The organism is Kitasatospora sp. NPDC088264, from assembly GCF_040685715.1.
Classification (GTDB): Bacteria; Actinomycetota; Actinomycetes; order Streptomycetales; family Streptomycetaceae; genus Kitasatospora.
Map to the genome: position 1 here is coordinate 51,929 of NZ_JBFBIR010000038.1, position 26,945 is coordinate 78,873.

The 26,945-nt window shown below is 72.7% G+C and carries 25 protein-coding genes; 13 read left to right on the forward strand and 12 right to left on the reverse strand.

Features of this window, described 5'->3' with window-relative positions; genetic code table 11:
* Nucleotides 1-144 precede the first annotated feature (144 nt).
* Nucleotides 145-1,089, reverse strand: coding sequence for a PAC2 family protein (locus AB0O82_RS25800; protein WP_363586327.1), 945 nt, complete (start codon nt 1,087-1,089; stop codon nt 145-147).
* A gap of 645 nt (nt 1,090-1,734) precedes the next feature.
* Here AB0O82_RS25800 and AB0O82_RS25805 point away from each other — a divergent pair.
* Entirely contained in the window at nt 1,735-2,463 is a 729-nt protein-coding gene (locus AB0O82_RS25805) for a GNAT family protein (protein ID WP_363586328.1), read from the forward strand.
* Between the two features lie 16 nt (nt 2,464-2,479).
* Here AB0O82_RS25805 and AB0O82_RS25810 read toward each other — a convergent pair whose 3' ends face one another.
* Nucleotides 2,480-3,307 (reverse strand): ADP-ribosylglycohydrolase family protein, encoded by an 828-nt coding sequence (locus tag AB0O82_RS25810; protein WP_363586329.1) that lies wholly within the window; start codon nt 3,305-3,307, stop codon nt 2,480-2,482.
* A 111-nt stretch (nt 3,308-3,418) separates the two neighbouring features.
* Here AB0O82_RS25810 and AB0O82_RS25815 point away from each other — a divergent pair, with 111 nt between their 5' ends.
* Nucleotides 3,419-4,414 (forward strand): hypothetical protein, encoded by a 996-nt coding sequence (locus tag AB0O82_RS25815; protein WP_363586330.1) that lies wholly within the window; start codon nt 3,419-3,421, stop codon nt 4,412-4,414.
* 30 nt (nt 4,415-4,444) lie between these two features.
* On the opposite strand, the gene AB0O82_RS25820 is transcribed toward AB0O82_RS25815, so the two are convergent.
* The 6 genes from AB0O82_RS25820 to AB0O82_RS25845 form a co-directional block, all read right to left on the reverse strand.
* The gene (locus tag AB0O82_RS25820; protein WP_363586331.1) at nt 4,445-4,960 is read right to left on the reverse strand and encodes a ribonuclease; all 516 of its coding nucleotides are present in this window, start codon (nt 4,958-4,960) and stop codon (nt 4,445-4,447) included.
* 253 nt (nt 4,961-5,213) lie between these two features.
* Nucleotides 5,214-7,922, reverse strand: a complete 2,709-nt coding sequence (ppdK, locus tag AB0O82_RS25825) for a pyruvate, phosphate dikinase (RefSeq protein WP_363586332.1) — start codon at nt 7,920-7,922, stop codon at nt 5,214-5,216.
* A 564-nt stretch (nt 7,923-8,486) separates the two neighbouring features.
* Nucleotides 8,487-9,656 (reverse strand): tRNA dihydrouridine synthase DusB, encoded by a 1,170-nt coding sequence (gene dusB, locus AB0O82_RS25830; RefSeq protein ID WP_363586333.1) that lies wholly within the window; start codon nt 9,654-9,656, stop codon nt 8,487-8,489.
* Between the two features lie 117 nt (nt 9,657-9,773).
* Nucleotides 9,774-10,562: a DUF4097 family beta strand repeat-containing protein gene (locus AB0O82_RS25835; protein ID WP_363586334.1), complete on the reverse strand. Its 789-nt coding sequence runs from the start codon at nt 10,560-10,562 to the stop codon at nt 9,774-9,776.
* Between the two features lie 2 nt (nt 10,563-10,564).
* Nucleotides 10,565-11,209 carry a response regulator transcription factor gene (locus AB0O82_RS25840; RefSeq protein WP_363586335.1) on the reverse strand — a complete coding sequence of 215 codons (645 nt, stop codon included), beginning with the start codon at nt 11,207-11,209 and terminating at the stop codon, nt 10,565-10,567.
* Complete coding sequence (locus tag AB0O82_RS25845; protein ID WP_363586336.1) at nt 11,197-12,423, reverse strand: sensor histidine kinase; 1,227 nt, start codon at nt 12,421-12,423, stop codon at nt 11,197-11,199. Before AB0O82_RS25845 ends, AB0O82_RS25840 begins: the two co-directional genes overlap by 13 nt.
* A 135-nt stretch (nt 12,424-12,558) precedes the next feature.
* Between AB0O82_RS25845 and AB0O82_RS25850 the strand changes: the two genes are divergently transcribed.
* Nucleotides 12,559-13,203 (forward strand): hypothetical protein, encoded by a 645-nt coding sequence (locus tag AB0O82_RS25850; protein ID WP_363586337.1) that lies wholly within the window; start codon nt 12,559-12,561, stop codon nt 13,201-13,203.
* Entirely contained in the window at nt 13,200-13,586 is a 387-nt protein-coding gene (locus tag AB0O82_RS25855) for a hypothetical protein (RefSeq protein WP_363586338.1), read from the forward strand. Before AB0O82_RS25850 ends, AB0O82_RS25855 begins: the two co-directional genes overlap by 4 nt.
* Nucleotides 13,587-13,602: 16 nt before the next feature.
* Here the strand turns inward: AB0O82_RS25855 and AB0O82_RS25860 are convergent, their stop codons facing one another.
* A complete protein-coding gene (locus AB0O82_RS25860) occupies nt 13,603-14,514 on the reverse strand; it encodes a helix-turn-helix transcriptional regulator (protein ID WP_363586339.1) in 912 nt (303 codons plus the stop codon).
* A gap of 213 nt (nt 14,515-14,727) precedes the next feature.
* Here AB0O82_RS25860 and AB0O82_RS25865 point away from each other — a divergent pair, with 213 nt between their 5' ends.
* On the forward strand, nt 14,728-16,086 hold the full coding sequence (locus tag AB0O82_RS25865; RefSeq protein ID WP_363586349.1) for an MFS transporter: 1,359 nt from the start codon (nt 14,728-14,730) through the stop codon (nt 16,084-16,086).
* Nucleotides 16,087-16,300: 214 nt separating this feature from the next.
* Here the strand turns inward: AB0O82_RS25865 and AB0O82_RS25870 are convergent, their stop codons facing one another.
* Both AB0O82_RS25870 and AB0O82_RS25875 read right to left on the reverse strand, forming a co-directional pair.
* Nucleotides 16,301-16,891, reverse strand: coding sequence for an alpha/beta hydrolase (locus tag AB0O82_RS25870; protein WP_363586340.1), 591 nt, complete (start codon nt 16,889-16,891; stop codon nt 16,301-16,303).
* A gap of 38 nt (nt 16,892-16,929) precedes the next feature.
* Nucleotides 16,930-17,859, reverse strand: a complete 930-nt coding sequence (locus AB0O82_RS25875; RefSeq protein ID WP_363586341.1) for a phosphatidylinositol-specific phospholipase C — start codon at nt 17,857-17,859, stop codon at nt 16,930-16,932.
* A gap of 320 nt (nt 17,860-18,179) precedes the next feature.
* Here AB0O82_RS25875 and AB0O82_RS25880 point away from each other — a divergent pair, with 320 nt between their 5' ends.
* The 4 genes from AB0O82_RS25880 to AB0O82_RS25895 all read left to right on the forward strand — a co-directional run bounded on the left by AB0O82_RS25880 (nt 18,180) and on the right by AB0O82_RS25895 (nt 21,964).
* Nucleotides 18,180-19,256, forward strand: coding sequence for a methyltransferase (locus AB0O82_RS25880; protein ID WP_363586342.1), 1,077 nt, complete (start codon nt 18,180-18,182; stop codon nt 19,254-19,256).
* Between the two features lie 107 nt (nt 19,257-19,363).
* On the forward strand, nt 19,364-20,065 hold the full coding sequence (locus AB0O82_RS25885) for a hypothetical protein (protein WP_363586343.1): 702 nt from the start codon (nt 19,364-19,366) through the stop codon (nt 20,063-20,065).
* A gap of 68 nt (nt 20,066-20,133) precedes the next feature.
* Nucleotides 20,134-20,703, forward strand: coding sequence for an NADAR family protein (locus tag AB0O82_RS25890; RefSeq protein WP_363586350.1), 570 nt, complete (start codon nt 20,134-20,136; stop codon nt 20,701-20,703).
* A gap of 172 nt (nt 20,704-20,875) precedes the next feature.
* The gene (locus AB0O82_RS25895) at nt 20,876-21,964 is read left to right on the forward strand and encodes a hypothetical protein (RefSeq protein ID WP_363586344.1); all 1,089 of its coding nucleotides are present in this window, start codon (nt 20,876-20,878) and stop codon (nt 21,962-21,964) included.
* Between the two features lie 104 nt (nt 21,965-22,068).
* On the opposite strand, the gene AB0O82_RS25900 is transcribed toward AB0O82_RS25895, so the two are convergent.
* Nucleotides 22,069-23,451 (reverse strand): glycine--tRNA ligase, encoded by a 1,383-nt coding sequence (locus AB0O82_RS25900; RefSeq protein WP_030233601.1) that lies wholly within the window; start codon nt 23,449-23,451, stop codon nt 22,069-22,071.
* A 191-nt stretch (nt 23,452-23,642) separates the two neighbouring features.
* Between AB0O82_RS25900 and AB0O82_RS25905 the strand changes: the two genes are divergently transcribed.
* From AB0O82_RS25905 to AB0O82_RS25920, 4 genes are read left to right on the forward strand one after another with little or no spacing between them, the layout of a single operon-like run.
* On the forward strand, nt 23,643-24,635 hold the full coding sequence (locus tag AB0O82_RS25905; protein ID WP_363586345.1) for a metal ABC transporter substrate-binding protein: 993 nt from the start codon (nt 23,643-23,645) through the stop codon (nt 24,633-24,635).
* Between the two features lie 15 nt (nt 24,636-24,650).
* Nucleotides 24,651-25,415: a metal ABC transporter ATP-binding protein gene (locus tag AB0O82_RS25910; RefSeq protein WP_350878204.1), complete on the forward strand. Its 765-nt coding sequence runs from the start codon at nt 24,651-24,653 to the stop codon at nt 25,413-25,415.
* Nucleotides 25,412-26,407, forward strand: a complete 996-nt coding sequence (locus AB0O82_RS25915) for a metal ABC transporter permease (protein ID WP_363586346.1) — start codon at nt 25,412-25,414, stop codon at nt 26,405-26,407. The genes AB0O82_RS25910 and AB0O82_RS25915 overlap by 4 nt, the downstream gene beginning before the upstream one ends.
* A gap of 35 nt (nt 26,408-26,442) precedes the next feature.
* On the forward strand, nt 26,443-26,853 hold the full coding sequence (locus AB0O82_RS25920; RefSeq protein ID WP_350878206.1) for a Fur family transcriptional regulator: 411 nt from the start codon (nt 26,443-26,445) through the stop codon (nt 26,851-26,853).
* Nucleotides 26,854-26,945: the final 92 nt, after the last annotated feature.

Below are 26,945 nucleotides of genomic sequence, written 5' to 3' on the forward strand. Positions count from 1 at the left end.
CCCCCGACGCCGCCACCACCAACGAACGGGGCCCGCGAATGACTCCCGTGACTCCCGGCCGCCGCCGACCCGGCCGGTTCCCGCCGCTACGGGGCCGATTCCGCGCCTGACCCGCTCCCCGCCCGGACCTGTTCCGCGCCGGACCTACTCCGCGCCGCGCTCGTGCTCGGCCAGGAACTGCTCGAAGCGCCGCCCCAGCTCGTCCGCCGACGGCAGGTCCACCGGCTCGGCCAGCAGGCTCTCCCGACCCTCCGCCCCCGCCACCGCGTCGTACTGGCCCTCCATGCCGCGGATCGCCGAGCGCAACTCGCCGTCCCCGTGCGCCAGCTGCTCCTCGATGTCGGCGTACACCTCGCCGACCCGCTCGCGCAGCCGGGTGCCCGGCAACACCAGGCCGGTGGCGGACTGCACCGCCTCCAGGATCAGCACGGCGGCCGCCGGGTACTCCGAGCGTGCCACGTAGTGCGGGACGTGCACGGCGAAGCCCAGCACGTCGTGCCCGGCCTCGGCCAGGCGGTACTCCAGCAGCGCCTGGGCGCTGCCCGGGACCTGCGCCTGCTCGAACCACTGCGGGTAGCCGGCCGCCAGGTCCAGCCGGTTGCCGTGCGGGGTCAGGCCGACCGGGCGGGTGTGCGGCACGCCCATCGGGATGCCGTGGAAGTCCACCGCCAGCCGGACCTCGAAGCGCTCCACCAGCTCGCGGACGGCGCCGGCGAAGCGCTCCCACTCGACGTCCGGCTCGGGGCCGGTGAGCAGCAGGAACGGCGCGCCGGCGCCGTCGCGGACGAGCTGGAGCAGGATCTCCGGCGGCTCGTAGGACGCCCACTGGTCCCGGTCGAAGACCATCGCGGGGCGGCGCGCCCGGTAGTCGACCAGGCGGTCGTGGTCGAAACGGGCCACCACCTGCGGCGAGCCCGTCTCCAGGAGGTGGGCCACCACCTGGCCGCCGGCCTCGCCGGCGTCCATGAAGCCCTCGAAGTGCTGGAGCAGCACGAGGCCCGCACCGGTGTCGCGCAGCTCCGCGGTGGCCGCGGCCACCGCGGCCACGCCCTGCTGATCCAGCTCGTACAGCGCCTGGAAGTCACGCACCGCGCACCCAACCCCGTTCTCTACTCGTCACGACGTACCGGCTTCTCGTCCTCTCCAGCGTGCCGGGCGCCGCCGGAATTCCCGACCCTCCCGGCGGCGGGTCCGGCGTCCTCTCCGGACCGCTCCGGACCATGATCGCACCCGGGTGGAAAGCCCCTGGTCACGGGTGTTCAACGGCCCGTCCGGGGGCGGGTCGCAGCGGCCCGCACCGCCATTCGCGTGCCGGGAAGTGACGCACCGCCTTCTGACGGGTATCGTCCTCTCGCTGCCTCGCATCGTCGCGTCGTCGTCACGTCGTCCCGTAACGCCGTCGGCCACGTCCCGGACCGGTGCTCGGCCAGCCCACACGACGCATCTTGCCTTCATCTGGCCGCCTGTTTCCTTCGCGCTCCCGTTTCCTCATCGGCCATCTCGCGGACGCACGCTGTCCCCTCGCTCATCCCCGCCGGACCGGTCCGTGGACCCGAGTCCGTTCCGGCACCGCGCTGCCCGCCTCCGGGCCGCCGCCCCCGCCCCGCCCGACCGGCTCTCCGGCGTGCGCGGGTACCGGCGGGCGTGCTCCGGGGCCGGGGCGACTGTCCCTGCCTCCCGAGCCGTACCCCGGCACGGTAGGCACCCTCCGACCGATGAAGGACCGAAGGTTCCGTGCCCGTACCTGTCATCCTCACCGGCCGCACCGTGCGGCTGGAGCCCCTCGCCGCGCACCATGCCTCGGCCATCGCCGAGGCCGGCGCCGAGGACCGTACGACCTACGCCTTCACGCCCGTCCCGCACGGCCTCGAAGCGGCCCGCGACTACATCGCGCGCGCCCTCGCCGACCAGGCCGCGGGCCGGTCGCTGCCGTTCGCGACGGTGAACGTGGCGGACGGCCGGGTCGTCGGCTCCACCCGATTCCTGGAACTCGACTACTGGCGGGGGCCGATGGTCTGGCCACCGGTGCCCGGGGTGCCGTTCGGCGACCCGGCCACGGCCGTCCCGGACGCCGCCGAGATCGGCAACACCTGGCTCTCGCCGCGTGCCCAGGGCACCGGCATCAACACCGAGGCCAAGCTGCTGATGCTGCGCCACGCCTTCGAGACCTGGGGGGTGCAGCGGATCTCGCTGCGCGCCGACGCCCGCAACCAGCGCTCGCGCACCGCCATCGAGCGGCTCGGCGCCACCTCCGAAGGCGTCCGCCGGGCCCACTCGCGCGGGCTCGACGGGGTGGTGCGCTCGACCGCGTTCTACTCGATCCTCGACGACGAGTGGCCCGCGGTGCGGGACATCATCGAGCTGCGGATCGCCGCCGCCACCTCGCCCAGCGCCCCGGATCCGGCGATCAACCAGGAGTGCCTTAGACACGGCGGCGGTCCCGGGCACCTGATCACGGCCTGAAACGGTCCGAAGGGGGCTACGGCCGCCACCCGTAGCCCCTGGCGGCCAGGCCGAGGACCCGTGCGAGGAGCTCCGGATCGGCAGCTCCCCGGAAGCGGTCGGGGTGCGCCTCGGCCAGCGCCGACCCGGGCCGCCAGCCGCCGCGCACCGGGGTGACCCGGACGCTCCAGATCTCGAAGCCGGTCCAGCTGCGGTGCAGGCGCAGCACGCCCTCGGCGGTGTGGGACACCCACTTGTCCTCCATCTCCCGGGGGCGCAGCCCGGCCCGGATCCGCTGCCACTCCTCGTCCGTCCAGACCACGTCCGGCACCGGGCAGGCGCGGGGCAGCAGCATGGGCTTCAGGCGGCCCTCCCTCTCCGGGGCGGGCCGGACGCCGCCCGGCTCGGGGAACGCCCAGCCGGGCAGCGGTTCGCGGGCGGCCAGCCAGGCGGCCGGGTCCTCGGCGTACGCCGCCCCCAGCGGGGCGACCCGCATCGCGGCGCCGTTGCCGTACGAGCCCTGGCCGTCGAAGAGTTCGGCCGCCAGGGCCTTCGCGTCACCGCCCTCCCGGACCAGCCGCAGCATCCGGTTGGCGGCCGGACCGTACCCGCGGTCGAAGTCGTGGCGCCGGGCGAAGGCGTGGGTGAGGTCGAAGGTGTCGATCGTGCCGCGTTCGGTGTGCGCGGCGTACACCGAGCACGCCATCTCGGTGTCGTCGGTCCACGGCCAGGGGCCGGGCGGGTCGGTGCGGGCGGCGAAATGGGCGGCGGCGGTGGCCGGGACGAAGAGCTGTGCACCGTAGGCATCGCCTACCGAAAGGCCGTTGAGCGCGTCGAGCGCGGGGCCGGTGGGTGGAGTCGTCATATGGCCCTCAGCTCAGTGGTTCGACCGGCGCTCCGTCAACCTCATTCTCGTAGGCTCCCCCGACGAGCGATGTTTCGCATACATCCGATCATGGTGGGCAGCACCCGGGGCATGACCCGCGTGAACCCGCTCGACCCCGTCGTGCTGCTCGGCGCCGACCAGCAGCACATCGTCACCCGGGCGCAACTGCGCCGGCTCGGCGTGCCGTCCGGCACCATCGCCCACCGGCTGCGCCCCGACGGGCCCTGGCAACAGGTGCTGCCCCGGGTGATCTGCCTGCAGTCCGGCCGATTGACGGCGCATCAACGGCTGCGCGCCGCGCTGGCGTACGCGAGCCCCAAGGGGCGGGCGCCGCAGGCCGGGGAGGTGCTGCTGACCGGGGACGCGGTGCTGGCCGACGCGGGGCTGCCGAGCGCCGGACACCCGACCGACCTGGCCCGGATCGACGTCCTGATTCCCGCCCAACGCCGGGTCCGCGACCGCGAGTTCGTCCGGATCCACCGGTCGGTCGGGCCACTGCCGGGCGGCTTCGAGCGGGACGACGGGCTGTGGAGCACCACCGTCGCCCGGGCGCTGGCCGACCTCGCGCCGGGCGAGACCGGGCAGCGCCGGTTCCGGGCGCTGTGCGCGGAGGCCGTCCAGCGGCGGCACTGCGAACTCGGCGAGCTGCTGGACCACTTGCTGGCCCGGCCGGGCGCGCTCGGACTGCCGCAGGTGGCCCGGGTGGTGGAGGACCTCACCGCCGGAGTGCGATCGGTGGTGGAGGGCGAGGCCCGCGAACTCCTCGCGCACGCGGGCCTGCCCGAGCCGCTGTGGAACCCGGTGCTCTTCCTGGACGGCCGCTTCCTCGCCGTCCCGGACGCCTACTGGCCGCACGCCTGCGTGGCGTTGGAGATCGACTCCCGCGCCTGGCACCTGCGCCCCGCCGACCACGAACGCGGCCTGGCCCGCGCCAACCGGCTGACCGCCGTCGGGCTCCCCGTGGTCCGCACCACCCCGGTCCAGCTCCGGCGCGACCCCGTCCCGGTGTTCCACGAGCTGACCGCCCTCCTCACCACCGGCCCGCACGGCCCCCACCGCCGGATCAGCTGGCGCCGGGCCCGGTGAGGGGTGCGGGGTGTCACGCGACTCGGGGTGTCAGCAGCGCGGATCGATCTCCTGGAAGGTCCCGTAGTGGTCCGGCGACCAGTACTGCTCGCCGGAGCCGCCGGTGACCACGCGGCGGGTGCCGCGGTCGTTGGAGCCCGGGGTGACCACGGTGAACTCGTGGTAGTAGCCGCCGGACTTCTTCGGCAGACGGCTCTCGCGGTTCTCGAAGACGATGCCGTCGCGGTTGTACGGGTACGGGCCGTTCTTGGCGATCAGGCCGAGGGTGTCCTGGGCCTGGCTGGGGAGCTTGCTGCGGCAGACGTCGGCGAGCGCCGGGTCGGCGGGCACCCAGGTGCCGCTCGGGGCAGGGGTGCCGCCGGCGGGCGGGGACGGCTTGGGGGCCGAGGACTTGGGGGCCGAGGCGCCCGCCGAGGTGGCGGTGGAGCTCGCGGCGGCCTTGGGGTGGCTGCTGCCGCCCTTGCCGGCGAGCAGGTACCCGATGCCGGCGACGAGGGCCAGGATCAGGACGGCCACGACGACGAGCGGGCTTTTACGTCTGGTCATGCGCCCCAGCTTGGCAGGCCCGCGGGCGCCGCCCGGCCAGCTACACACGTGGCCGCCGCCACATCCGGCCGGCCGGGGACGGGCGGCCGGGGACAGACGGACGGCCGGGCGGGGACGGACGCCATTGTCCGTTCCCGCCCGGCCGTTGTTACGTACGCCGGTTCTCCTGCGCCGAGCTCCGGTGTACGCCCTCCCGACGGGGAGGGAAGCGGTCAGTCCGGCCCGCGGCCGAGGAGGGGATGCCTACCCTCTCTCAGCGCGGGTCGCTGCCCGCCGTCTCGATGGCGGCGCGGCCTGCCTCCAGGCGCGCCACCGGGATCCGGAAGGGGGAGCAGGAGACGTAGTCCAGCCCCACCTCGTGGAAGAAGTGGACCGAGTCCGGGTCGCCGCCGTGCTCGCCGCAGACGCCGAGCTTGAGGTCGGGGCGGGTGGCCCGGCCGGCCTCGACGGCGTGCTTGACGAGCGCGCCGACGCCGTCGCGGTCGATGGTCTCGAACGGGGAGACCCCGAAGATGCCCTTCTCCAGGTACGCGGTGAAGAACGAGGCCTCCACGTCGTCCCGGGAGAAGCCCCACACGGTCTGGGTGAGGTCGTTGGTGCCGAAGGAGAAGAACTCGGCGGCCTCGGCGATCTGACCGGCGGTGACCGCGGCGCGCGGCAGCTCGATCATGGTGCCGAGCTTGATGTCCAGCTGCACGCCGGTGGACTGGGCGACCTCGGCGAGCACGCGCTCGCACTCGTCGCGGACCAGCTCCAGCTCCTGGACGGTGCCGACCAGCGGGATCATCACCTCGGGGCGCGGGTCCCCGCCGGCCAGCCGGCGCTCGGCGGCGGCCTCGGCGATGGCGCGGACCTGCATGCCGAACAGGCCGGGGATGACCAGGCCGAGGCGGACGCCGCGCAGGCCCAGCATCGGGTTCTGCTCGTGCAGCTTGTGCACCGCCTGGAGCAGGCGCAGATCGTTCTCGTTCGGGTCCTTGCGGGCCTCGGCGAGGGCGACGCGCACCGACAGCTCGGTGATGTCCGGCAGGAACTCGTGCAGCGGCGGGTCGAGCAGCCGGACGGTGACGGGCAGGCCGTCCATGGCCTGGAAGAGCTCCAGGAAGTCGCCCTTCTGCAGCGGCAGCAGGGTGGAGAGGGCGAGCTCGCGGTCCTTGTCGTTGTCCGCCAGGATCAGGTGCTCGACCTCCTTGCGGCGCTCCTCGCCGAGGAACATGTGCTCGGTGCGGCACAGGCCGATGCCCTGGGCGCCGTAGCGGCGGGCGCGCCCGCCGTCCTCGGCGTTGTCGGCGTTGGCGCGCACGGCGAGCCGGCGGCGGACGTCGGCGTGCGCCATCAGCCGGTGGACGGCCTGGACGAGCCCGCCCTGGACGTCGGCGCCGGCGTGCAGGGTGCCCTCGAAGTACTCGACGACGGGGGACGGCAGGACGGGGACCTCGCCGAGGTAGACCTTGCCGGTGGCGCCGTCGATGGAGACGACGTCGCCCTCCTCCAGCACCAGGCCGCCGGCGGTGGTCATCCGGCGGCGCTTGGTGTCGACCTCCAGCTCCTCGGCGCCGCAGACGCAGGTCTTGCCCATGCCGCGGGCGACGACGGCGGCGTGCGAGGTCTTGCCGCCGCGCGAGGTGAGGATGCCCTCGGCGGCGATCATGCCGTCCAGGTCGTCCGGGTTGGTCTCGCGGCGGACCAGGATGACCTTCTCGCCGGAACGGGACCACTTGACGGCGGTGTAGGAGTCGAACACGATCTTGCCGATGGCGGCACCGGGCGAGGCGGCGAGGCCCCAGGCGATCTGCTGGGACTCGGCGTTCGGGGCGAAGCGCGGGAACATCAGCTGCGAGAGTTGGCCGCCGGTGACCCGCATGAGGGCCTCGTCCAGGTCGATCAGGCCCTGGTCGACCAGCTGGACGGCGATCCGGAAGGCCGCGGCGGCGGTGCGCTTGCCGACGCGGGTCTGCAGCATCCAGAGCTTGCCGCGCTCGATGGTGAACTCGATGTCGCAGAGGTCGCGGTAGTGGTTCTCGAGCGTCTGCATGATCGTCATCAGCTCGTCGTACGACTTCTTGTCGAGCTTCTCCAGCTCGGCCAGCGGCAGGGTGTTGCGGATGCCGGCGACGACGTCCTCGCCCTGGGCGTTGGACAGGTAGTCGCCGTAGACGCCCTGGGCACCGGTGGAGGGGTCGCGGGTGAAGGCGACACCGGTGCCGGAGTCCTCGCCGAGGTTGCCGAAGACCATGCTGCAGACGTTGACCGCGGTGCCGAGGTCGTTCGGGATGCGCTCCTGCCGGCGGTACAGGCGGGCGCGGTCGCCGTTCCAGGAGTGGAAGACGGCGTGGATGGCGAGGTCCATCTGCGCGCGCGGGTCCTGCGGGAAGGCCCGGCCGGTCTCGCGCTCGACGATGCCCTTGAACACCTCGACGAGCGCCCGGAGGTCGGAAGCGTCCAGGTCCAGGTCGTTGGCGGTGCCCTTGGCGTGCTTGGCCTCGTCCAGGGCCTCCTCGAACAGCTCGCCGTCGACGCCCAGCACGGTCTTGCCGAACATCTGGACCAGACGGCGGTAGGAGTCCCAGGCGAAGCGCTCGTTGCCGGACTGGGCGACGAGACCGACCACCGAGGCGTCCGAGAGGCCGATGTTCAGGACGGTGTCCATCATGCCGGGCATGGAGAACTTCGCGCCCGAGCGCACCGACACCAGCAGCGGGTTGTCGGGCTGGCCGAGCTTCTTGCCCATCTCCTGCTCGAGCGCGTCCAGGTGGGCGCTGATCTCCTGGTGCAGCGAGGCCGGCTCGCTGCCGGTCTCCAGGAAGACCTTGCAGGCCTCGGTGGTGATGGTGAACCCCGGAGGGACGGGGAGGCCAAGGTTGGTCATCTCGGCCAGGTTCGCGCCCTTGCCGCCGAGAAGGTCCTTGAGGTCCTTGTTTCCTTCAGTGAAGGAGTAAACAAACTTCTGCTGGGACGGCACGGGTCGGTCTCCTCGTACGCGGTTGCCCTGACGCCGGAGAACATACCCATTTCGAAGGTTCTTCTCTGCCCCGAATGGGCCGTACGAGGCTGGTACCCGGGGGTAACCCGATAGATCGAATGCACATAAAGGCGTTCACCTCTGTTGGTGAAATCGTCCGGATGACGCTAGCCAACCTTCAAGTCTTGAACGAATAGAAACACGAAGATCGCATGATTCGGACGCTGGGTAGCGGTCGCGGGTCGCCCGCGTTGCCCCGGCTTGATTTCCTGCACTCGGATCGGCCGATCACCGGCCCACCGGCTTCGGGAAGCGATTCACAGTCGACCTGTCCATTTCGTCCACTGACCCGCCGCCAGGCGCCACCGCATGTGGCAAGCGTCACCAGCGCATCTCACCGGTCGAACGTAGTCTGCCTCCGCCGATCGTCGCACTCCGTCCAGAAACGTGCCCGTTCCGTGACATCGGATCGCCGAAAAGGAGCCCTCCTGTCCAGGTTGGACAAGAGGGCTGGGACCGAGTGGCGATGGGCCCCAGGGGGCCGATTTCGCCATTATGGACAGGTCATCCGCCAGAGGTGTCCGATTCGGCATCCGCCCCCGGTCGGGCGCAGTCGTACGGATCGTCCAACCAGCCCTCGGGCAGCACCACCCGGTTGTTGCCGGCGGTACGCCCGCGCGGCCCGTCCGCACCCGCTGGCCAGGCCTGGGACTGCTCCACCAGGGCGAGGGTTCCGGCCAGCTCGACCAGGGAGGAGGAGTTGGCGAGCTTCACCCGCAGCTCCGAGCCGACCGAGAAGCCCTTGGTGTACCAGGCGACGTGCTTGCGGAAGTCGATCACGCCGCGAGCCTCGTCCCCGATCCACTCGCCGAGCAGCTGCGCGTGCCGCACCATGGCCCGCGCCACGTAGCCGAAGTCCGGACGGGCGTAGTCGACCTCGCCCTCGAAGATCGAGACCAGGTCCCTGAACAGCCACGGCCGGCCCAGGCAGCCGCGGCCCACCACGACGCCGTCGCAGCCGGTCTCCCGCATCATCCGCAGCGCGTCGTCCGCCGACCAGATGTCCCCGTTGCCCAGCACCGGGACGTGCGCCGGAACGGACTCGCGCAGCCGGGCGATCGCCGACCAGTCGGCCGTCCCGCCGTAGTGCTGGGCGGCGGTGCGCCCGTGCAGGGCGATCGCGGCCACGCCCTCCTCGGCGCCGATCCGGCCGGCGTCCAGGTAGGTGAGGTGGTCGTCGTCGATGCCCTTGCGCATCTTCATGGTGACCGGCAGGTCGCCCGCGTTGGCCACGGCCTCGCGCAGGATCTCGCGCAGCAGGTTGCGCTTGTACGGCAGCGCCGAGCCGCCGCCCTTGCGGGTCACCTTGGGGACGGGGCAGCCGAAGTTGAGGTCGATGTGGTCGGCCAGGCCCTCGTCCGCGATCATCCGGGCGGCCTTGCCGACCGTCACCGGGTCCACGCCGTACAGCTGGATCGAGCGCGGCTTCTCGCTGGCGTCGAACTTGATCAGCTGCATGGTCTTGGCGTTGCGCTCGACCAGGGCCCGGGTGGTGATCATCTCGGAGACGTACAGGCCCTTGCCGCCGCTCTGCTCGCGGCAGAGCGTGCGGAACGGCGCGTTGGTGATGCCGGCCATCGGCGCCAGCACGACGGGCGGCCACACCCGGATCGGGCCGATGTCCAGCGGCGCGAACTCGGCGTCGGGCGCGGTGGGTGCGGGCGTGGCAGTCATGCGCGGCTGACCTCGGGGCAGGGGAACGGGACTCTCCATTGTCCCCCACTCGGGTCAGCCCCTGTTTCCGGGCCGCTCCGGGCCGCTCCGGGCCTCCCCAGGGCCCTCCGGGCCTCTCTAGGCCGGGTCGATCGTGATCGAGCCCGAGGTGACCGAGCCGTGGATCCGGTTCGGACTGGCCGGGTCCGCCAGGCTCGGGTCGATGTGGCGGCTGCCGCTGCCGACCTCGCCGCTGAAGGCGTAGTGGGAGTCCTGCGGCAGGGCCAGCTTCACCGAGCCCGACCCGCTCCTGGTGTCCACCGACCGCGGCGCCCTGGAGAAGGCCAGGTCGACCGCCCCCGAGGTGGTCTCCGCGTACACCTGCTCCGAGCGCAGGCCGGTGCCCTGCACCATCCCGGAGGTGGCGTGCGCGTACACCTGCCCGGACGTGCCGGTCAGTTTCAGCTCGCCCGAGGTGAGGTCCATCCGGACGCCGCCGCTCAGGCCGTCCACCTCGACGCTGCCCGAGCTCACCTGCCCCGACACGTCGGTACCGGCCGGCACCTCCAGCTCGATCTGGGCACCGCAGCCGAAGTCGGCGAACGGCAGGAACTTCCGGCACTCCATGCCGACCGTGAGCACGTCGCCGTCGAAGGTGGTCGACACCGACGGCTTGCGCACCATCCAGTCCAGGTTCTGCCGGACCACCACCCGGCCGTCGCGGCCCGCCCTGATCCGCACCGAGGCGCTGCCGGTGTCCAGCCGGAGCTTGTGGATGACGACGTTGTACGGCTGCGTCGAGGTCGTCTGCTGCTGCACCACCATCGCCCAGGTCTGCATCCCGGCGCCGATCATGACGACCGCGATCGCGAGCGTGCCGGTGGTCCGCCAGGCCTTCCGCCCCCACGCCTTCGTCGGTCCGCCCACGGCTACCCGACCTCCAGGAACCGCAGCACCGCCAGCACCCGGCGGTGGCTGTCGTCGGCCGGCGGCAGGTCGAGCTTGGTGAAGATCGAGTTGATGTGCTTGGCCACCGCGCTGTCGCTGACCACCAGGGCGGCCGCGATCGCGGCGTTGGAGCGGCCCTCCGCCATCAGGCCGAGCACGTCCCGCTCGCGCGGGGTCAGCTTCTCCAGCGGGTCCCGGTGGCGGCGCACCAGCAGCTGGGCCACCACCTCCGGGTCCAGGGCGGTGCCGCCCGCGGCGACCCGCTGCAGCGCCTCCACGAAGTCGTCCACGTTGGCCACCCGCTGCTTGAGCAGGTAGCCGACGCCGCTGGTGTTGGTGGCCAGCAGGTCGGCGGCGTAGCGCTCCTCCACGTACTGGGAGAGCAGCAGCACGGCGACGTCCGGCCACTGCCGGCGGATCATCAGCGCGGCCTTCACACCCTCGTCGGTGAAGCCCGGAGGCATCCGGACGTCCGCCACCACCACCTTCGGGCGGTGCTCCTCGACGGCCGCCAGCAACTCGGTGGCGTCCCCGACGGCGGCGGCGACCTCGAAGCCCACCGCCTCCAGGACCTTGACCAGGCCGACCCTCAGCAGGACCGAGTCCTCGGCGATCACAGCGCGCACGGCAACTCCACGGTGATGGTGGTGGGGCCCCCGAGGGGGCTGAGAACGGACAGTGTGCCGTCGACCGAGGCGGCGCGCTTGCGCAGGCCGGTCAGCCCGGTGCCGCGCGAGGCGTCCGCGCCGCCCACGCCGTCGTCGCTGATGACCAGGCGCAGCCAGCCGCCGACCGTCCGCACCGAGAGGTCGACCCGCTGGGCGCGGGCGTGCTTGGCCACGTTGGTCAGGGCCTCGGAGACGGTGAAGTAGGCGACCGCCTCGACGGTCGGGGCGACCGGCTCGGCGAGGTGGACGTCCAGGCGCACCGGCAGCGGGGCGCGGGCCGCGATGCCGGACAGCGCCGCGTCCAGGCCGCGGTCCTCCAGGACCGCCGGGTGCAGACCGCGGACCAGGTCGCGCAGCTCGTCGATGGCCGCCTGCGCCTCCTCGTGCGCGTCCACGATCACCTGCATGACCTCGGGCGGGACGTCCTTGAGGGTGCGCCGGGCCAGGCCCAGGTTCATCGCGAGGGAGGTCAGGCGCTGCTGGGCACCGTCGTGCAGGTCCCGCTCGATCCGGCGGCGCTCGGCGTCCACCACGTCGACCAGCCCGGCCCGGCTCTCGGCGATCTCCTCGACCCGCCGCTCCAGCGCCTCCGCGCGGTTGGGGCCGAGCAGCAGCTGGGCCGTGCGCACCTCCAGCCAGGCCGCCAGCGCCGCCAGCCAGGGCATCACGGCCAGCAGCAGCACCCCGGCGACCGTGATCACCACGTCCAGCCCGGCCAGCTCCGAGCGCAGCGGGCTGCCGACGGGCATCAGCCAGACCCAGCCGTACACGCTCGCCATCACCACGCCGGCGCCCCAGGCGTACAGCACCACCAGCGCGCCCGCCGCCAGCAGCGGGCCGGCCAGCAGGTGGTGGACGCTCTGGCGCCAGGTCAGCCCCAGCAGCAGCCGGCCCGGCAGCCAGGCCCACGGCTCGCCCGGGCGCGGCGGCGACACCTCCACCCCGCGCAGGGCGCGCAGCCGGCCGCGCTGGGCGGCGGTGAGCGGGCGCGTGCAGATGAGGACCAGGGCCGTCATCGGGAAGAGCAGCTTGGACTCGGTGACGGCCAGCCAGACCGGCAGGGCCATCGGGAGGCCGGCGGCTATGAAGCGGGTGTCCCGCCAGGCCTCGGGCGACCACGGGTGGCGCCGAAGGCTCCTGACGAGCGCTCGGCGCAACGTGGTGGAGGGCATGACCGACAGCGTAGGGCGCGATGATCAACGGCCACCATGAAGGGGGGCTCACGGTCGGGGTGTATCTAGGTACACCCCGGATTCGGAGCACGGCACCACCGACAGCGGCCCATGATCGACGGGAAGCTGGACGGCATGACGAGCACCGCATCGCACTCCGCCACCCCGCCGCCCCGGCGGCCCGTCCCCGGGAGCCACGGGGGTGTTCCCGGGGACGCGCTCCGCCGGACGGCGGGGCCGGAGGGGACGCTGCCGGTCGGGGCCGGGCCCTGGTCGGTCCGCAGCCTGGTCGGCCGCCGCGGCCGGGCCGCGCTGGAGGTGTACCAGGACGGCGAGTTGGCCGATGTCCTGGTCGCCGCCCGGCTCACCCCACAGCTGCTGCGCGGTGCTCGGCGCAGCCCGGCGGGCGGGCGGGCGCACCACGTGCTCGCCTGGGGCCGGCTGGCGGCCGACGGGGGTGCGCCCGCGGTGGCGTTCACCGCCGGGCGGCTGGCCGGGCCGCTCCGGTCCGTGCGGTCGCTCGGGTCCGTGCGGTCATTCCGGTCCGTACGGTCGTTCCGGTCCGTACGGTCGCTCTGGTCGGCCGGGCCGTTCCGGTTCGAGCGACCGGCCGTCGGCGCCGAGGTGGTCACGGTCGCCGGGCGGTTCTGGCTCGCCTGGGCCGAGGGCCCGTACACCGGGGTGCTGGTCCGGCACCCCGGCGGGGACACCACCGAGCGGCAGCCGCTGGAGCGGGTGCGGCGCCGGGGCGAGGCCGCAGTCGTCGGAGGGGCTGCATGAGCACCGCCGTCCTCGCCGGCCGCCCGGCCGCCGCCCTCGTCCTGCCCGCCCGCTTCGAGCGGGTGCCGGTCGTGGCCGCCGTCGCGCTGCTGCCCTGGCTCGCGGTCCTCGCCGCCTGCCACGAGACCCCGTGGGTGGTGCTCGACCTGCTGGAGTTCTCCGCGCTGCTCTCGCTCGACGCCCTGCTGCGCCGGCGCAGCGCCGCCGCCGGCTGGGCCGGCGGAGCGGTGGCCCTGCTGCTCGCGGGGGACGCGCTGGCCGACATCGCCTGCGCCGGCCCGGGCCACGCGGTGCTCGCCGCCCTGGTGATGGCGCTCGGCGTCGAACTGCCGCTCGCGGTGGTGTGCGTGCTGCTCGGGCGTGCCGTCCTCACCCCCCGCTAGAAGCCGTCGGGCAGGGCTAGAAGCTGCTGGGCAACCGGTTCATCAGCGCGCGGGTCTCCTCGTCCAACGGGGTGTACGTGATCATCCGCGTCCCGAGTCGGGGGCCGAGCCAGAAGCTCGTGTACTCGCAGCGCAGCAGCCCGACGCCCGGCACCTGGAACCGCTTGATCCCGTTGCTCGGCCCCATCACCTCGTGCCGCTGCCAGACCTCCGCGAAGTCCGGCGAGGTCTTGAGCAGCCGGGCCAGCAGTGCCTTCCAGGCGGGCTCCGCGCTGTGGTCGGCCATCGCGGCACGGAACCGGGCCACCATGCCGAGGCGTTCGGTCCGGTAGTCGATCAGCACCTCACGGAACCGCGAGGGGGTGAACGCCATCCACATCAAGTTGCGGTCCTCGGGCGGAAGTTCGTTGAGATCGCCGACGATCGCGGTGTACTGGGCGTTGTACGCGAGCACGTCGTAGCGGGGGTTGACGGCCACGGCCGGGTACGGCGCCATCTGCTCCAGCACCAGCCGCACGCTCTGGGTGACCGAGGGGCACTCCTTCACCGGCGCCGGATCCTCCGCGCCGGCCAGGGTGAACAGGTGCGCGCGCTCGCTCGGGTCCAGCAGCAGGGCGCGGGAGACCGCGTCCAGCACCTGGGTGGACACCTGGATGTCGCGCCCCTGCTCCAACCACGTGTACCAGGTCACCCCGACGGCGGCGAGCTGCGCGACCTCCTCGCGGCGCAGCCCCGGCGTGCGGCGGCGGCCGGTCGGGGGCAGGCCCACCTGGTCGGGCGCGATCCGCTCGCGGCGGCTGCGCAGGAAGGCCGCCAGGTCGTGCCGGCGGGCGTCGTCGGGGGTGGTCCGGGCTTGCGTCGCCGTGGTGGTCCGGGCTTGCGCGACCGAGGCGGACCGGGCTTGCGCGGCCGGGGTGGTGAGGCTCATGGTTCCTAGCATGCGCCAGCCCGGAGCCTGTTGCCAGGTACTTCTTATACCTGGATAACCACACTCTGGTACCAGGGTACGGCCAGGCGGATCGTAGGACCCGTGACCCAACAACTCGCCGTCGCCCCCGACCCGGTCCGCACCGCCACCACCCCCGGCGCCGCGACCGCGACCGCCGCCCGCAGCGCTGCCCCCTCCCTCGGCACCGCCGGGCTGGTCACCGTCCTGCTCGGGGCCTTCCTGCCGATGCTCGACTTCTTCATCGTCAACGTCGCGCTGCCCACCATCGACCACGACCTGGCCGCCGGGCCCGCCGTCCTCGAACTCGTCGCCGCCGGCTACGGCATCGCCTTCGCCGTCCTGCTCGTCCTCGGCGGGCGCCTCGGCGACATCTTCGGCCGCCGCCGGCTCTTCGTCGTCGGCGCCGCCACCTTCGCCCTCACCTCGCTCGCCTGCGGCCTCGCCCCCGGCGCCTGGACGCTGGTCGCCGCCCGCGCCGCCCAGGGCGCCTCCGCCGCGCTGCTGATCCCGCAGGTCCTCGGCACCATCACCGCCGCCACCGACGGCGCCCGGCGCGGCCGCGCCCTCAGCATCTACGGCGCCGTCGGCGGCATCTCCGTGGTGATCGGGCAGGTGCTCGGCGGCATGCTCGTCGCCGCCGACCTGTTCGGCACCGGCTGGCGCTCCGTCTTCCTGCTCAACGTGCCGTTCGCGCTGCTCGCCCTGGTCCTCGCCGTCCGCTACGTCCCGGAGAGCCGGGCCACCCAGGCCGCCCAGGTCGACGTGCCCGGCACCGTCCTGCTCACCGCCTCGCTGCTCGCCCTGCTCGTCCCGCTGATGGAGGGCCGCGCCGCCGGCTGGCCGCTCTGGTCCTGGGTGCTGCTCGGACTGTTCCCCGTCCTCGCCGCCGCCTTCGTCCTGGTCGAACGCCGGGCGGAGCAGCGCGGCGCCACCCCGCTGGTGCCGCCGTCCCTGCTGCGCATCCCCGAGATGCGGCGCGGCCTCGGCATCGCCCTGCCCTACTTCGCCGGCTTCGGCGGCTTCATGTTCGTCATCGCCGTTGCCCTCCAGCAGGGCCTGCACCTCGGTCCGGTCGCGGCCGGCTGGGCGCTCGTCCCGATGGCCGTCGGCTACTTCACCGCCTCGCTCTCCGGCCCCCGCCTGATCGGCCGCTACGGCAGCCGGGTACTGAGCGCGGGCGCCGTCATCCAGGCCGCCGGCCTGGCCACCCTCGCCGTCACCGTCCTCGCCGACTGGTCGCACTTCTCCCCGCTGCGGATGGCGCCCGGCGTCGCCCTCGCCGGCATCGGACAGGGCCTGATCGGCACCCCGCTGTTCCGCGTCGTCCTCGCCAAGGTGCCCGCCGCCCGGGCCGGCGTCGGCAGCGGCGTCCTGGCCACCGGCCAGCAGTCCAGCCTCGCCCTCGGCGTCGCCACCCTCGGCACCCTCTACCTGTCGCTCTCCCCCAGCCTCGGCATGGACCGCGCCCTCGCCCTCTGCCTGGGCCTCCAGCTCATCGGCTCCTTCGTCATCCTGTACCTGACCACCCGCCTCCCCCGCTCCATCGGCTGAGCCGACCGGCCCCACGGGCCGCGGCGACGGCAACGGCCCCGCGATCGACACCCGATCGCGGGGCCGCCGCCACGTCGCGCCAAGGTCCTGCGCCGCCCGGACACCGGCGGACCTGCCCTCACCTGCGACACCCGCACCACCGGCGCCGAAGAGCAACCCGCCGCCTGGGCCGCCCACCCCGGTTCGGCGTCCGCCGACCGGCTCCGGGCGCTCTCTAGACGTCGAGCGAGCCGACGAAGCGGTCCAGCCTCGAGACGACCTGCCGCAGCACCCCGGCCGACCCCACGGGATCATCCGCCAGCTCAAGGGAGTGATCCGCCGAGGGTACTTCCAGGACCTCGTGCCCCACCGACCCGGCGACCTGTCGATCCCACAGCTGGTCGGCGCTCCCGCCGACCAGGAGCGTCGGCGCTTCGGATCGGCGCAGCGAGCGGGCCACCTGGTCGAGGGTCAGGACGGGCGTCAGCCAGGCCGCCGCCATCCCCCGATCGGCTGCGATGCCACAGGCGAGCGAGCCCAAGGACTTGCCGACCAGGAGACCGCAGGCCCCCTCCTCCGCGGCGACGGCCCGGCCGACCTGCCGCTCGACCCATGCGATCCGGTCGTCCACGGTGAACCGAGAGAAGTCGCCCGGGACCTGCCACCACAACTCCTGCACCGTCCAGCCGTGTTGGAGGAGCACGGCGCGGGCGAAGTGGAGCAGCGGCCTGGCGGGCGAGTAACCGACTCCGGGAATGACGAGTGCGACACGGGCAGGGTCACCGTCGAAACGATTCGGGACCGCGAAGGGTGAGGGATCAGGCATGCCGGCAGGCTACCCAGCGGTCGGGTCGGCGGCCCCGGTCAACGGCCGATGAAGTTCTTGTCGATGAGCAGTTGCAGGACGTCGGTGTGGAAGTCGGGGAAGTCCATCGGGACGATGCCGAAATGGGCGGCCTGTTGGCGGCGGGCGTTCAGGTAGTCGCGGACGGGGGGCATGATGGCGGCCGCGTTGACCTTGGGCCAGCCGCCGTTGGCGTAGCTCGTGAAGTTCACGTACATCCGCGGGGAGCCCTGGTCGAGGAAGGCATGGTCGAACCAGTCGACGACGGCCTGGGACTTGGCGGCGAGGCTGATGCCCTGGAAGGTGTCCTGGGTCGCGAACCAGGTGTTGGTGCCACTGGACCACTGGATGACCGACCACGGGTTGGCGAAGTCGGCGGCGAGGACGACGCGGCCGCGGGCCTGGCCGAGGGTGGGCCACGAGGGGTCGGTCCAGAACAGGCCCCGGTAGCCGAGGTCGTCCAGGTAGTGGTTGATCCGGCGCTGGAACTCGGTGTCGTCGAGCCGGTTCCCGCCCGCGTACTCGTTCCTGACCCGCATGACCAGGGCCTCGCGCGGGTTGGCGGCGAGGAAGGAGCGGCACTGGTCGAGGACGTCCTGGAGCCGGACGTACTGGTAGTTGTCGCTGTGGTAGATGCCGAGTTCGTCGGCCGTCCCCGCGAGTCCGTTGCAGCGGATGTCGAGGAAGCGGATGCCGCGCTGGAGTTGCTCGGGCAGGCCCCAGTTCTGGGTGTGGGACCACTCGGTGCCGTGCATCGGGTCGGTGCAGCAGGAGTCGTGGGTGCCGGGGATCGTCAGGGCGGTCAGCGGCGTGGCGTCGCCCAGGGCGCTCATCCAGGCGGACGGGCTGACGGTGGCGGCGGCGGCAGACGGGCTGAACGCGGCGGCGGCCAGGAGGGCGCCACCGGCACCGGCTCCCCAGCGCAGGACGTCACGACGGGTGGGGCTCATGAGTGCTCCTCACATCGGCTTCTGGAAAGGGGAGTTGTCATGCCCCCTTCCCGATCTGCTCGATGGGGCGGGCTCCGAAACCCCGGGCCGCTTGCGCGAGAAGTCGGACCGGCCGACTTCTCGCGCGGCGGGTCTCCTTCTAGCGGACGACGGGGGTGCGACCGCCGCGCCAGTCGGTGAGGCGCTTGCGGATGCTCGGGACCATGGGCAGCTCGTCGGTGTCGGACGGGGAGAACCAGCCCACCTCCGGGCGATTCGGCGCAGGGCGGCGAAGCTCAGCCATCCTGGAGGGAACGAGGCCACCGTGAGACAGGAGAGCCATGACCACCCCGGACACCGCAGCCGCGCGCCGAACACTCGCCGACCGGCTTGAGGCGGACGGCGCCCTGACCAGCCCGGCGCTGCGCGCCGCCGTGGAGGCCGTGCCCCGGGAGCCGTTCCTGCGGCCCGGGGTGTTCGTGTCCACCGGCAGGCGCCGCTGGCGGCCGGTGACCGAGCGCGGCGCCGATCCGGCGGAGTGGGTCGAACTCGCGCACAGCAATCGGTCGCTGGTCACCCAGCTCAACGGGCATCTGACCGCCGACCAGGTCTCCGCGCCCGTCCGGGGCTTCCCCACCGCCTCCACCACCGCCCCGGCCGCCACCGTCCGCATGATCGACGCCCTGGGCGCCGAGGACGGGCACACCGTGCTGGAGATCGGCGCCGGCACGGGCTACTCGACGGCCCTGCTCCGCCACCTCCTCGGCGAGCGCAACGTCACCACCGCCGAGGGCGACCCCGAGGTCACGCACGACCGGGTGATCGCCACCCACGCGGTGCGCCGCATCCCCCACACCTGGGTGCGGCAGACCAAACCCGGCGGCACGATCCTGGCCACGGTCGGCACCTGGCCCGAGGGCGCCGGCCTGGCCAAGGTCACCGTCCACGCGGACGGCACCGCCGACGGCCGGATCATCGGCCGCTCCGCCCTCCCTCCCGTCCGGCCCGATCGCCCGGTGCCCCCGGTCGGCAACCTCACGGCCCGGGCGGCAACCACCGAGCCGAAGCGACTGGCGCACGTCTCCCCCACCCTCCTCAACAACCCGGCGCCGGCCATTCTCGCCCAACTCTCCTTCCCAGACGCCAAGTTCACCGTCTCAATCGGGGAGGATCTGGAGTCGATCTACTGCCTGTCCATCCCCGGATCCGTCGCCGAGGTCGCCGACGACACCTACGGCTGGACGGTCCACCAGAGCGGCCCGGTCGCCCTGTGGGACGAGGTCGAGCGCATCCTCACCGCCTGGCAGGAGGCCGGCCGCCCCGACCTCACCGCCGTCCGCCTGCGGATCACCGACCGGGCGACCCACTACTGGGTCGACGGCCACCCCGCCCTCCGCTGGGAGCACACCACTACCTGACGGCTCGACAGAACACTTCCGGGAATGGGGTGATCTCGGGACGGCAGGGCCAACCGATGGAATGCTGTGGCTCGGTCCGACCACCGCAACCACCCGGGGAGTCACCCATGCCACTGTTCGGCAGCCGCAAGAACCTTCCGAGGCCGCTGTGCGACGAGCACGGCCCGTGCCAGGCGCTCGCGACGATCTCGGTCTTCGAGGTCCGGGACCGGCTGCGGCTCCTGATCACCAGGAGCCGCGGCCTGGGGCCCGATCCGATGGCGCGGCAGATCGACGACGAGCTGTCGGTCGTCCTCTGCGTGGACGCCGGCAAGCGGGCCGGCAAGACCGAAGCCCTGTCGATAGCCGAACACGCCGCCGACCAGTGGAGCATCAGCCGGGCCGAGCTGTGGGAGCGGGCCTTCGCGAACCTGGCCACCGAGCAGCTCAACCGGCAGGTCTTCGACGCGTCCAACGGCGACACCATCCACACCGTCAACGGCATGGGGGCCTGGCCCGGAGCCGCCCACGCGCTGCGCCTGGAGAACGCCCTGGGAGGGGGCGTCGAGCTGCCCAACGGGGCCCTGGTCGCCCTGCCGACGAACAACGCGCTCTGCGCCGTGCCGATCCGCACCAGCCTGTCGCTGAACGCCATCCGCTTCCTGATCGACCTGTCGAAGGAGCTCGCGGCTGGCGACCCGGCCCCGCTGACCCCGTCGCTCTTCTGGTACCGGGACGGCTGGATCGAGAACCTCAACGTCGGCTCGGACGGCATGATGCGCGTGTCGCCCCGCTTCCGGGACATGGCGAACGCGCTGCCCGTCAACTGACCCGACCGGCCACCGAAAACCCGCTGGCCCGACGGCCCCCTTTGCGTCAGAATGACGATATGAGCGAGATGCGCGTGGGGACCTCTGCCGACGTCCGTAGCCGGGTGGAGCTGGCAGCACTGATGGCCACCGGGGTGCGGCCGAAGTGGCTGATGTTCTGGGGGCACACCGAACGGAAGGGCGGGGGGACGCGGCAGGAGTGCCTGAGCCAGTGGTGGCCCGGGGAGTTCACCGTCGACGGGGTGGCGTACGCGTCCGCCGAGCACTGGATGATGGCGGGGAAGGCCCGGATGTTCGGGGACGAGGCCATCGAGCAGCAGGTGCTGGCGGCCCGCACGCCGGCCGAGGCGAAGAAGCTGGGGCGGCTGGTCAAGGGGTTCGACGACGCGGCCTGGACGGCCGGCCGGTTCGAGCTGGTCGTCGAGGGGAACGTCGCGAAGTTCGGCCAGGACGAGGCGCTGCGCGCCTACCTGCTGGGCACCGGCGACCGCGTCCTGGTCGAGGCCAGCCCGGTGGACCGGATCTGGGGCATCGGGCTCGCGGCCGACGACATCCGCGCGGAACGGCCCGACGAGTGGCAGGGGTTGAACCTGCTCGGCTTCGCCCTGATGGAGGCGCGGGCACGGCTGGCCGCATGAGGGCGGTCGGCCCGCCGCGGAGCGCGACCGGCGCACTTCTCGCAACGACCGCCGTCTGCGCGCTCCTTGACACCAGTCGCGCACGACTGGACGCGCTCCCTTAACTCCCCCGCCATATAGCGACGCCAGGATGTCCCGCAGTCAGGGGAGAGATGGACGGGGTGGGGCGATCATGCGCATGCGGCCGACGGCACAATCCGCGGGCCAGGACCCGGAGGGCGAGCAACAGGCGTACGAACTCCGGTCGGAGCTGGACGAGTTACTGCGCGCGAGCCGCTACGCGAGCCAGCGGGAGCGGCGGTTGAACGAGGCGATCCGGGCGGCGCCGGGCCGCCAGCGGCCGGACGGGGACTTGCTGCGGCAGCTGGCGCAGGCGCGCGCCCTGCGCGAGGGCCTGGGCGCCCGCTGCCTCCAACTGAGCGATCGACTGGAGGCGTTGGAGAACCGACTGCGGAACCGACAGCCGGAGCCGCAACCGGCCCAGGCCCCGCCGCCCCAGGACCGACCCGCCCGACCCGCCCGACCCGACATCGGCGCCCTCGCCGAGCGGGTGGCGGCCCTGCACCGCGCCGGCGCCTTCGCCGAGGCGACGGAGCTGCTGTCCCGGGCGGCCACCGGCCTCGATCCGGCGGACGCCGCGCTGCTGGCCGGCATGCTCTCCCGACGCGGCCCGACGGGCGCGTCCCTGCACCTGGCCAGGAGCGCCGCGCAGTGCGCCCCCGAGCAGGCGGTGGCGATGCTGGCGGAGTTGCGCGAGCTGGGGCTGGCGGAGGAGGCGGCGGAACTGTTCCACGCGTTCTGGGGCTATCCGGCGTCGGCCCTGCCCGCCCTGCTGGCCGCGCTGGAGCGGGCCGGGCAGGGCGCGGACGGCGCGACGCTGCTGTGGGAGTGGGGTTCGGCACCGACGCCGGAGCTGACGGCGCTGGCGACCGGTCTGCGCCGCACGGGCCGGCACGCCGACGTGCGGACGCTGCTGCGCCAGGCGGCCGGCCGGCCGACGGCGGAGCTGGCCGCGCTGGCGACGGAGCTGCCGGCCGAGCTCGCGACCGTCCTGCTGTACGAGCTGGCGGCGCTGCGCCCGCCGGTGGAGCTGGTCAAGCTGGCGGCCGCGTTGGACACCAGCCCGGAGCTGTACGGGCGGTTGCTCGCCGCGCTGCTCGCCGACGGCGCCCGGCACCGGACGACGCTGGCCGCCCTGCGCAGCGCCGGCCTGCCGACCGAACCGGCCGCGGCCCCCCGTTCCCGCTGGGGCAGACGGTAAGCGCAGACGGTGAGCGGAGGGCGGGAACGGCGGGAACACGCGGGAGCCCCCGCCCGCCCCGGACGGACCGGGGCGAACGAGGGCTCCAGAAGAGCTGAGCAGGCTCAGCAGCCGATCAGCCGCGCACCCAGGTACGCCTTGACCTGGTCGAGCGAGACGCGCTCCTGCGACATGGTGTCGCGGTCGCGGACGGTCACCGCGTTGTCCTCGAGGGTGTCGAAGTCGACGGTGACGCAGAACGGCGTGCCGATCTCGTCCTGGCGGCGGTAGCGCTTGCCGATGGCGCCGGCGTCGTCGAACTCGACGTTCCACGCGGTGCGCAGGTCGGCGGCGAGGCCACGGGCCTTCGGGGAGAGGTCGGCGTTGCGCGACAGCGGCAGGACGGCGACCTTGACCGGGGCCAGGCGCGGGTCGAGCCGCATACCGACGCGCTTCTCCATGACGCCCTTGGCGTTGGGCGCCTCGTCCTCGAAGTAGGCGTCGATCAGGAAGGCCAGCATGGCGCGGTTGAGGCCGGCCGCCGGCTCGATGACGTACGGGAAGTACCGCTCGCCGCTCTCCTGGTCGAAGTACTTGAGGTCCTGGCCGGACGCCTCGCTGTGCACCCGCAGGTCGTAGTCGGTGCGGTTGGCGACGCCCTCCAGCTCGGAGAACTCGCTACCACCGAAGTTGAAGCGGTACTCGATGTCCACCGTGCGCTTGGCGTAGTGGGAGAGCTTCTCCTTCGGGTGCTCGAAGAAGCGCATGTTCTCGGTGCGCAGGCCCAGGCCGACGTACCAGTCCCAGCGCTGCTGGAGCCAGTACTCGTGCCACTGCTCGTCCTCGCCCGGCTTGACGAAGAACTCCATCTCCATCTGCTCGAACTCGCGGGTGCGGAAGATGAAGTTGCCGGGGGTGATCTCGTTGCGGAAGCTCTTGCCGGTCTGGGCGATGCCGAACGGCGGCTTCTTGCGCGACGTGGTCTGGACGGCCTTGAAGTTGGTGAAGATGCCCTGAGCGGTCTCGGGCCGCAGGAAGGCCAGGCCGCTGGCCTCCTCGGTGACGCCGAGGTGGGTCTTCAGCATGCCCGAGAAGTCCTTGGGCTCGGTGAACTGGCCCTTGGTGCCGCAGTCGGGGCAGTTGACGTCCTTGAGGCCGTTCGGCGGCGGGAAGCCGTGCTTGGCCTCGTACTTCTCCTCCAGGTGGTCGGCCCGGTGGCGCTTGTGGCAGGAGAGGCACTCGGTCAGCGGGTCGTTGAAGGTGGCGACGTGGCCGGAGGCCTCCCACACCTCGCGCGCGAGGATCACCGACGAGTCGAGTCCCACGACGTCCTCACGGGCCTGGACCATCGCGCGCCACCACTGGCGCTTGATGTTCTCCTTGAGTTCGACGCCCAGCGGCCCGTAGTCCCAGGCGGCACGCGTGCCGCCGTAGATCTCGCTGCAGGGGTAGACGAAGCCACGGCGCTTGCTCAGGCTGACGATCGTGTCGATCTTGTCGGCGGCCACAGTGCTCTCTTCAGTACGTACGGCACGGTCAGGGCACGGCTGGTTGCGCGTACCCGAATACCTCAGGTTACCGGCCATATGGGTACGGGGTTCAAATCGGTATCGTCCGGCCCCTCCCAGCCACGGCTACCTGCCGTTCACCCGTCCGAGTGAGTTGACAATCATTTCCAGATAAGATGAGAATGATTGTCATGATGATCGGACGACGTACCCGCAGCTCCATAGCCATCGCCGCCACCGCCCTCACCGCCTCCCTCGTCCTAACCGCCTGCGGTGGCAGCAGCAGCGCCCAGAGCGCCGACGGCAAGCTGAAGGTCGTCGCCTCCTTCTACCCGATGGAGTACCTGGCCCAGCAGATCGGCAAGGAGCATGTCGCGGTCACCGACCTCACCGCGGCCGGCGTCGAGCCGCACGACCTGGAGCTCACCGCCAAGCAGGTCGCCACCGTCCAGAAGTCCGACGCGATCATCTACCTCAAGGGCCTCCAGCCCACCGTCGACCAGGCCGTCGGCCAGTCCTCGGCCAAGTACAAGATCGACGCCACCGCCGCCAGCCCGCTGGTCGACCACCACCTCGACGAGGGCACCGAGGCCGACGGCCACCAGCACGACGGCCCGGCCGGCGACCCGCACATCTGGCTCGACCCAACCCGCTACGCGGCGATCGCCAAGAGCGTCGGCGACGGGTTCGCCAAGGCCGACCCGGCCCACGCCGACGACTACCGCAAGAACACCGACGACCTGGTCGGCCGGCTGACCGCGCTGGACCAGGAGTTCCGGGACGGCCTGAAGGACGCCAAGTCCAAGACCTTCGTCACCAGCCACGCCGCCTTCGGCTACCTCGCCGACCACTACGGCCTCACCCAGGTCGCCATCAACGGCGTCGACCCCGAGTCCGAGCCCACCCCGGCCCGCCTCGCCGAGGTGCAGAAGGCCGCCAAGGACAACGGCGTCACCACGATCTTCTTCGAGACCCTGGTCAGCCCCAAGCTCGCCGACACCGTCGCCAAGGACCTCGGCCTCAAGACCGCCGTGCTGGACCCGCTGGAGGGCGTCAAGGACCCGGGCAAGGAGGACTACCTCTCGGTCATGAAGCAGAACCTGGCCAACCTCCAGGCCGCCCTCGGCGCCACCCCCGCCGCGACCGGCAGCACCCCCACCACGACCGGCACCCCCACCAGCTGACGGGACGACAGCACCATGACCCACCCGATACCCCCGGCCGTCCGCCTCCGCGACGCCGTCGCCTCGCGCGGCGGTCGGCCGGTGCTGCGCGGCGTCGACCTCACCGTCCAGCCCGGCGAGGTGGTCGCCCTGCTCGGCGCCAACGGCTCCGGCAAGTCCACCACCGTCAAGGCCGTGATCGGCTCCGTCCCGCTGGGACAGGGCACGCTGGAGCTGTTCGGCATCCCGTACGCCGGCTTCCGCGCCTGGCACCGGATCGGGTACGTCCCGCAGCGCACCACCGCCGCCTCCGGCGTGCCGGCCACCGTGCGCGAAGTGGTCTCCACCGGGCGGCTGCCGCAGCACCGGCTGCTGCCGTTCCGCCGCCGGGACCGCGCGGCGGTGGACCGCGCGCTCGCCGCCGTCGGCATGCTGGAGCGGGCCGGGGACGGCGTCGCCGACCTGTCCGGCGGCCAGCAGCAGCGGGTGCTGATCGCCCGAGCCCTGGTCGGCACCCCCGACCTGCTGATCATGGACGAGCCGATGGCCGGCGTGGACGCCGCCAGCCAGCAGGTGCTCGCCGACACCCTGCGCGCCGAGGTCGCCCGCGGCGCCGCCGTCCTCCTCGTGCTGCACGAACTCGGGCCGCTGGAACCGCTGATCGACCGCGCCGTGGTGCTGCGGGACGGCTGCGTCGCGCACGACGGCCCGCCCGTGCCCAACACCGGCCTGCACGCGCTGCCCGGCCACGACCACGTCCACCCGCACGCCGACCACACCCCGCCGAGGCTGCTGGCATGACCGAGATGCTCTCCTACGACTTCATGCAGCGCGCCCTGCTCGCCGCCGTCCTGGTCGGGATCACCGCACCGGCCGTCGGCATCTACCTGGTGCAGCGCCGGCAGGCCCTGATGGGCGACGGCATGGGACACGTCGCGATGACCGGCGTCGGCCTCGGCTTCATCTTCCAGACCAGCCCGGTCTGGATGGCCGTGCTGGTCTGCGTGCTCGGCGCCGTCACGATGGAACTCGTCCGCTCGCGCGGCAACCAGCGCGGCGACATCGCCCTGGCGATGCTCTTCTACGGCGGCATGGCCTGCGGCAAGCTGCTCGTCTCGCTCTCCGCCCAGGCCGGCGCCGGCTCGCTGGAGAGCTACCTGTGGGGCTCCATCCTCACCGTCGCCCCGACCGACCTGATCACCATCGCGGTGCTCGGCGCGGTGGTCGTCGCGGTCACCGTCGGCCTGCGCCGACAGCTCTTCGCGATCTGCCAGGACGAGGACTTCGCCCGGGTCACCGGCCTGCCGGTGCGCACGCTCAACCTGCTGCTCGCGGTGATGGCCGCCGTCACCGTCACCGTCGCGATGCGGGTGGTCGGGCTGCTGCTGGTCAGTGCCCTGATGGTGGTCCCGGTGGTCGCCGCCCAGCAGCTCACCCGGTCGTTCGCCGCCACCCAGGCGGCCTCGATCGCGCTCGGCGTGGTGGTCTCGCTGGCCGGCGTCACCGGCTCCTACCACCTCAACGTGCCCTCCGGCCCGGCCATCGTGCTGCTCGCCATCGCGGTCTTCGCGGTGTTCAGCCTGCTCGCCGCCCCGCTCGCCCGGCGGCGCCACCGCAGGGGCGTCGCGGACCCCGGACCGAAGGTCTGCGACGTCGCCCTGCCGGAACAGTTCCCGGGTCAACTCCCCGAAGAATTCCCGGGGCAGTCCCCGGGACAGATCCCGGGGCAACTCCCGGGCCGCGGTTCCTCCGACGCGATCACTCCGGAGCGGGGGGCGGGGCTGGCACAATGAGGTGCGAGACGCCCACCACCCCAGGAGGACCCACGGTGACCACCGCAGGCCCGTCGCCGCGCGCCCGCTCGACCCGGCAACGTGCCGCCGTCTCGGCGGCCCTGGACGAGATCGAGGACTTCCGCAGCGCGCAGGAGCTCCACGACATGCTCAAGCACCGCGGGGACTCCGTCGGTCTGACCACGGTCTACCGCACCCTGCAGTCGCTCGCCGACGCAGGCGAGGTGGACGTGCTGCGCACCGCCGACGGCGAGGCCGTCTACCGCCGGTGCAGCAGCGGACACCACCACCACCTGGTGTGCCGGCACTGCGGCGCGACCGTCGAGGTGGAGGGCCCAGCGGTGGAACGCTGGGCCAACGCGGTCGCCGCGGAGCACGGGTTCAGCGACATCGCGCACACCCTGGAGATCTTCGGCACCTGCGCGGAGTGCGCCAAGAAGGCCTGAGCAGCGGAGCGGCGGTACGGCGAAGGGCCCGTGGGAGCCGCGATCGTGCTGAACAGCGCCCCCGCGATCAGCGAGAACAGGTCGAGCCGGTG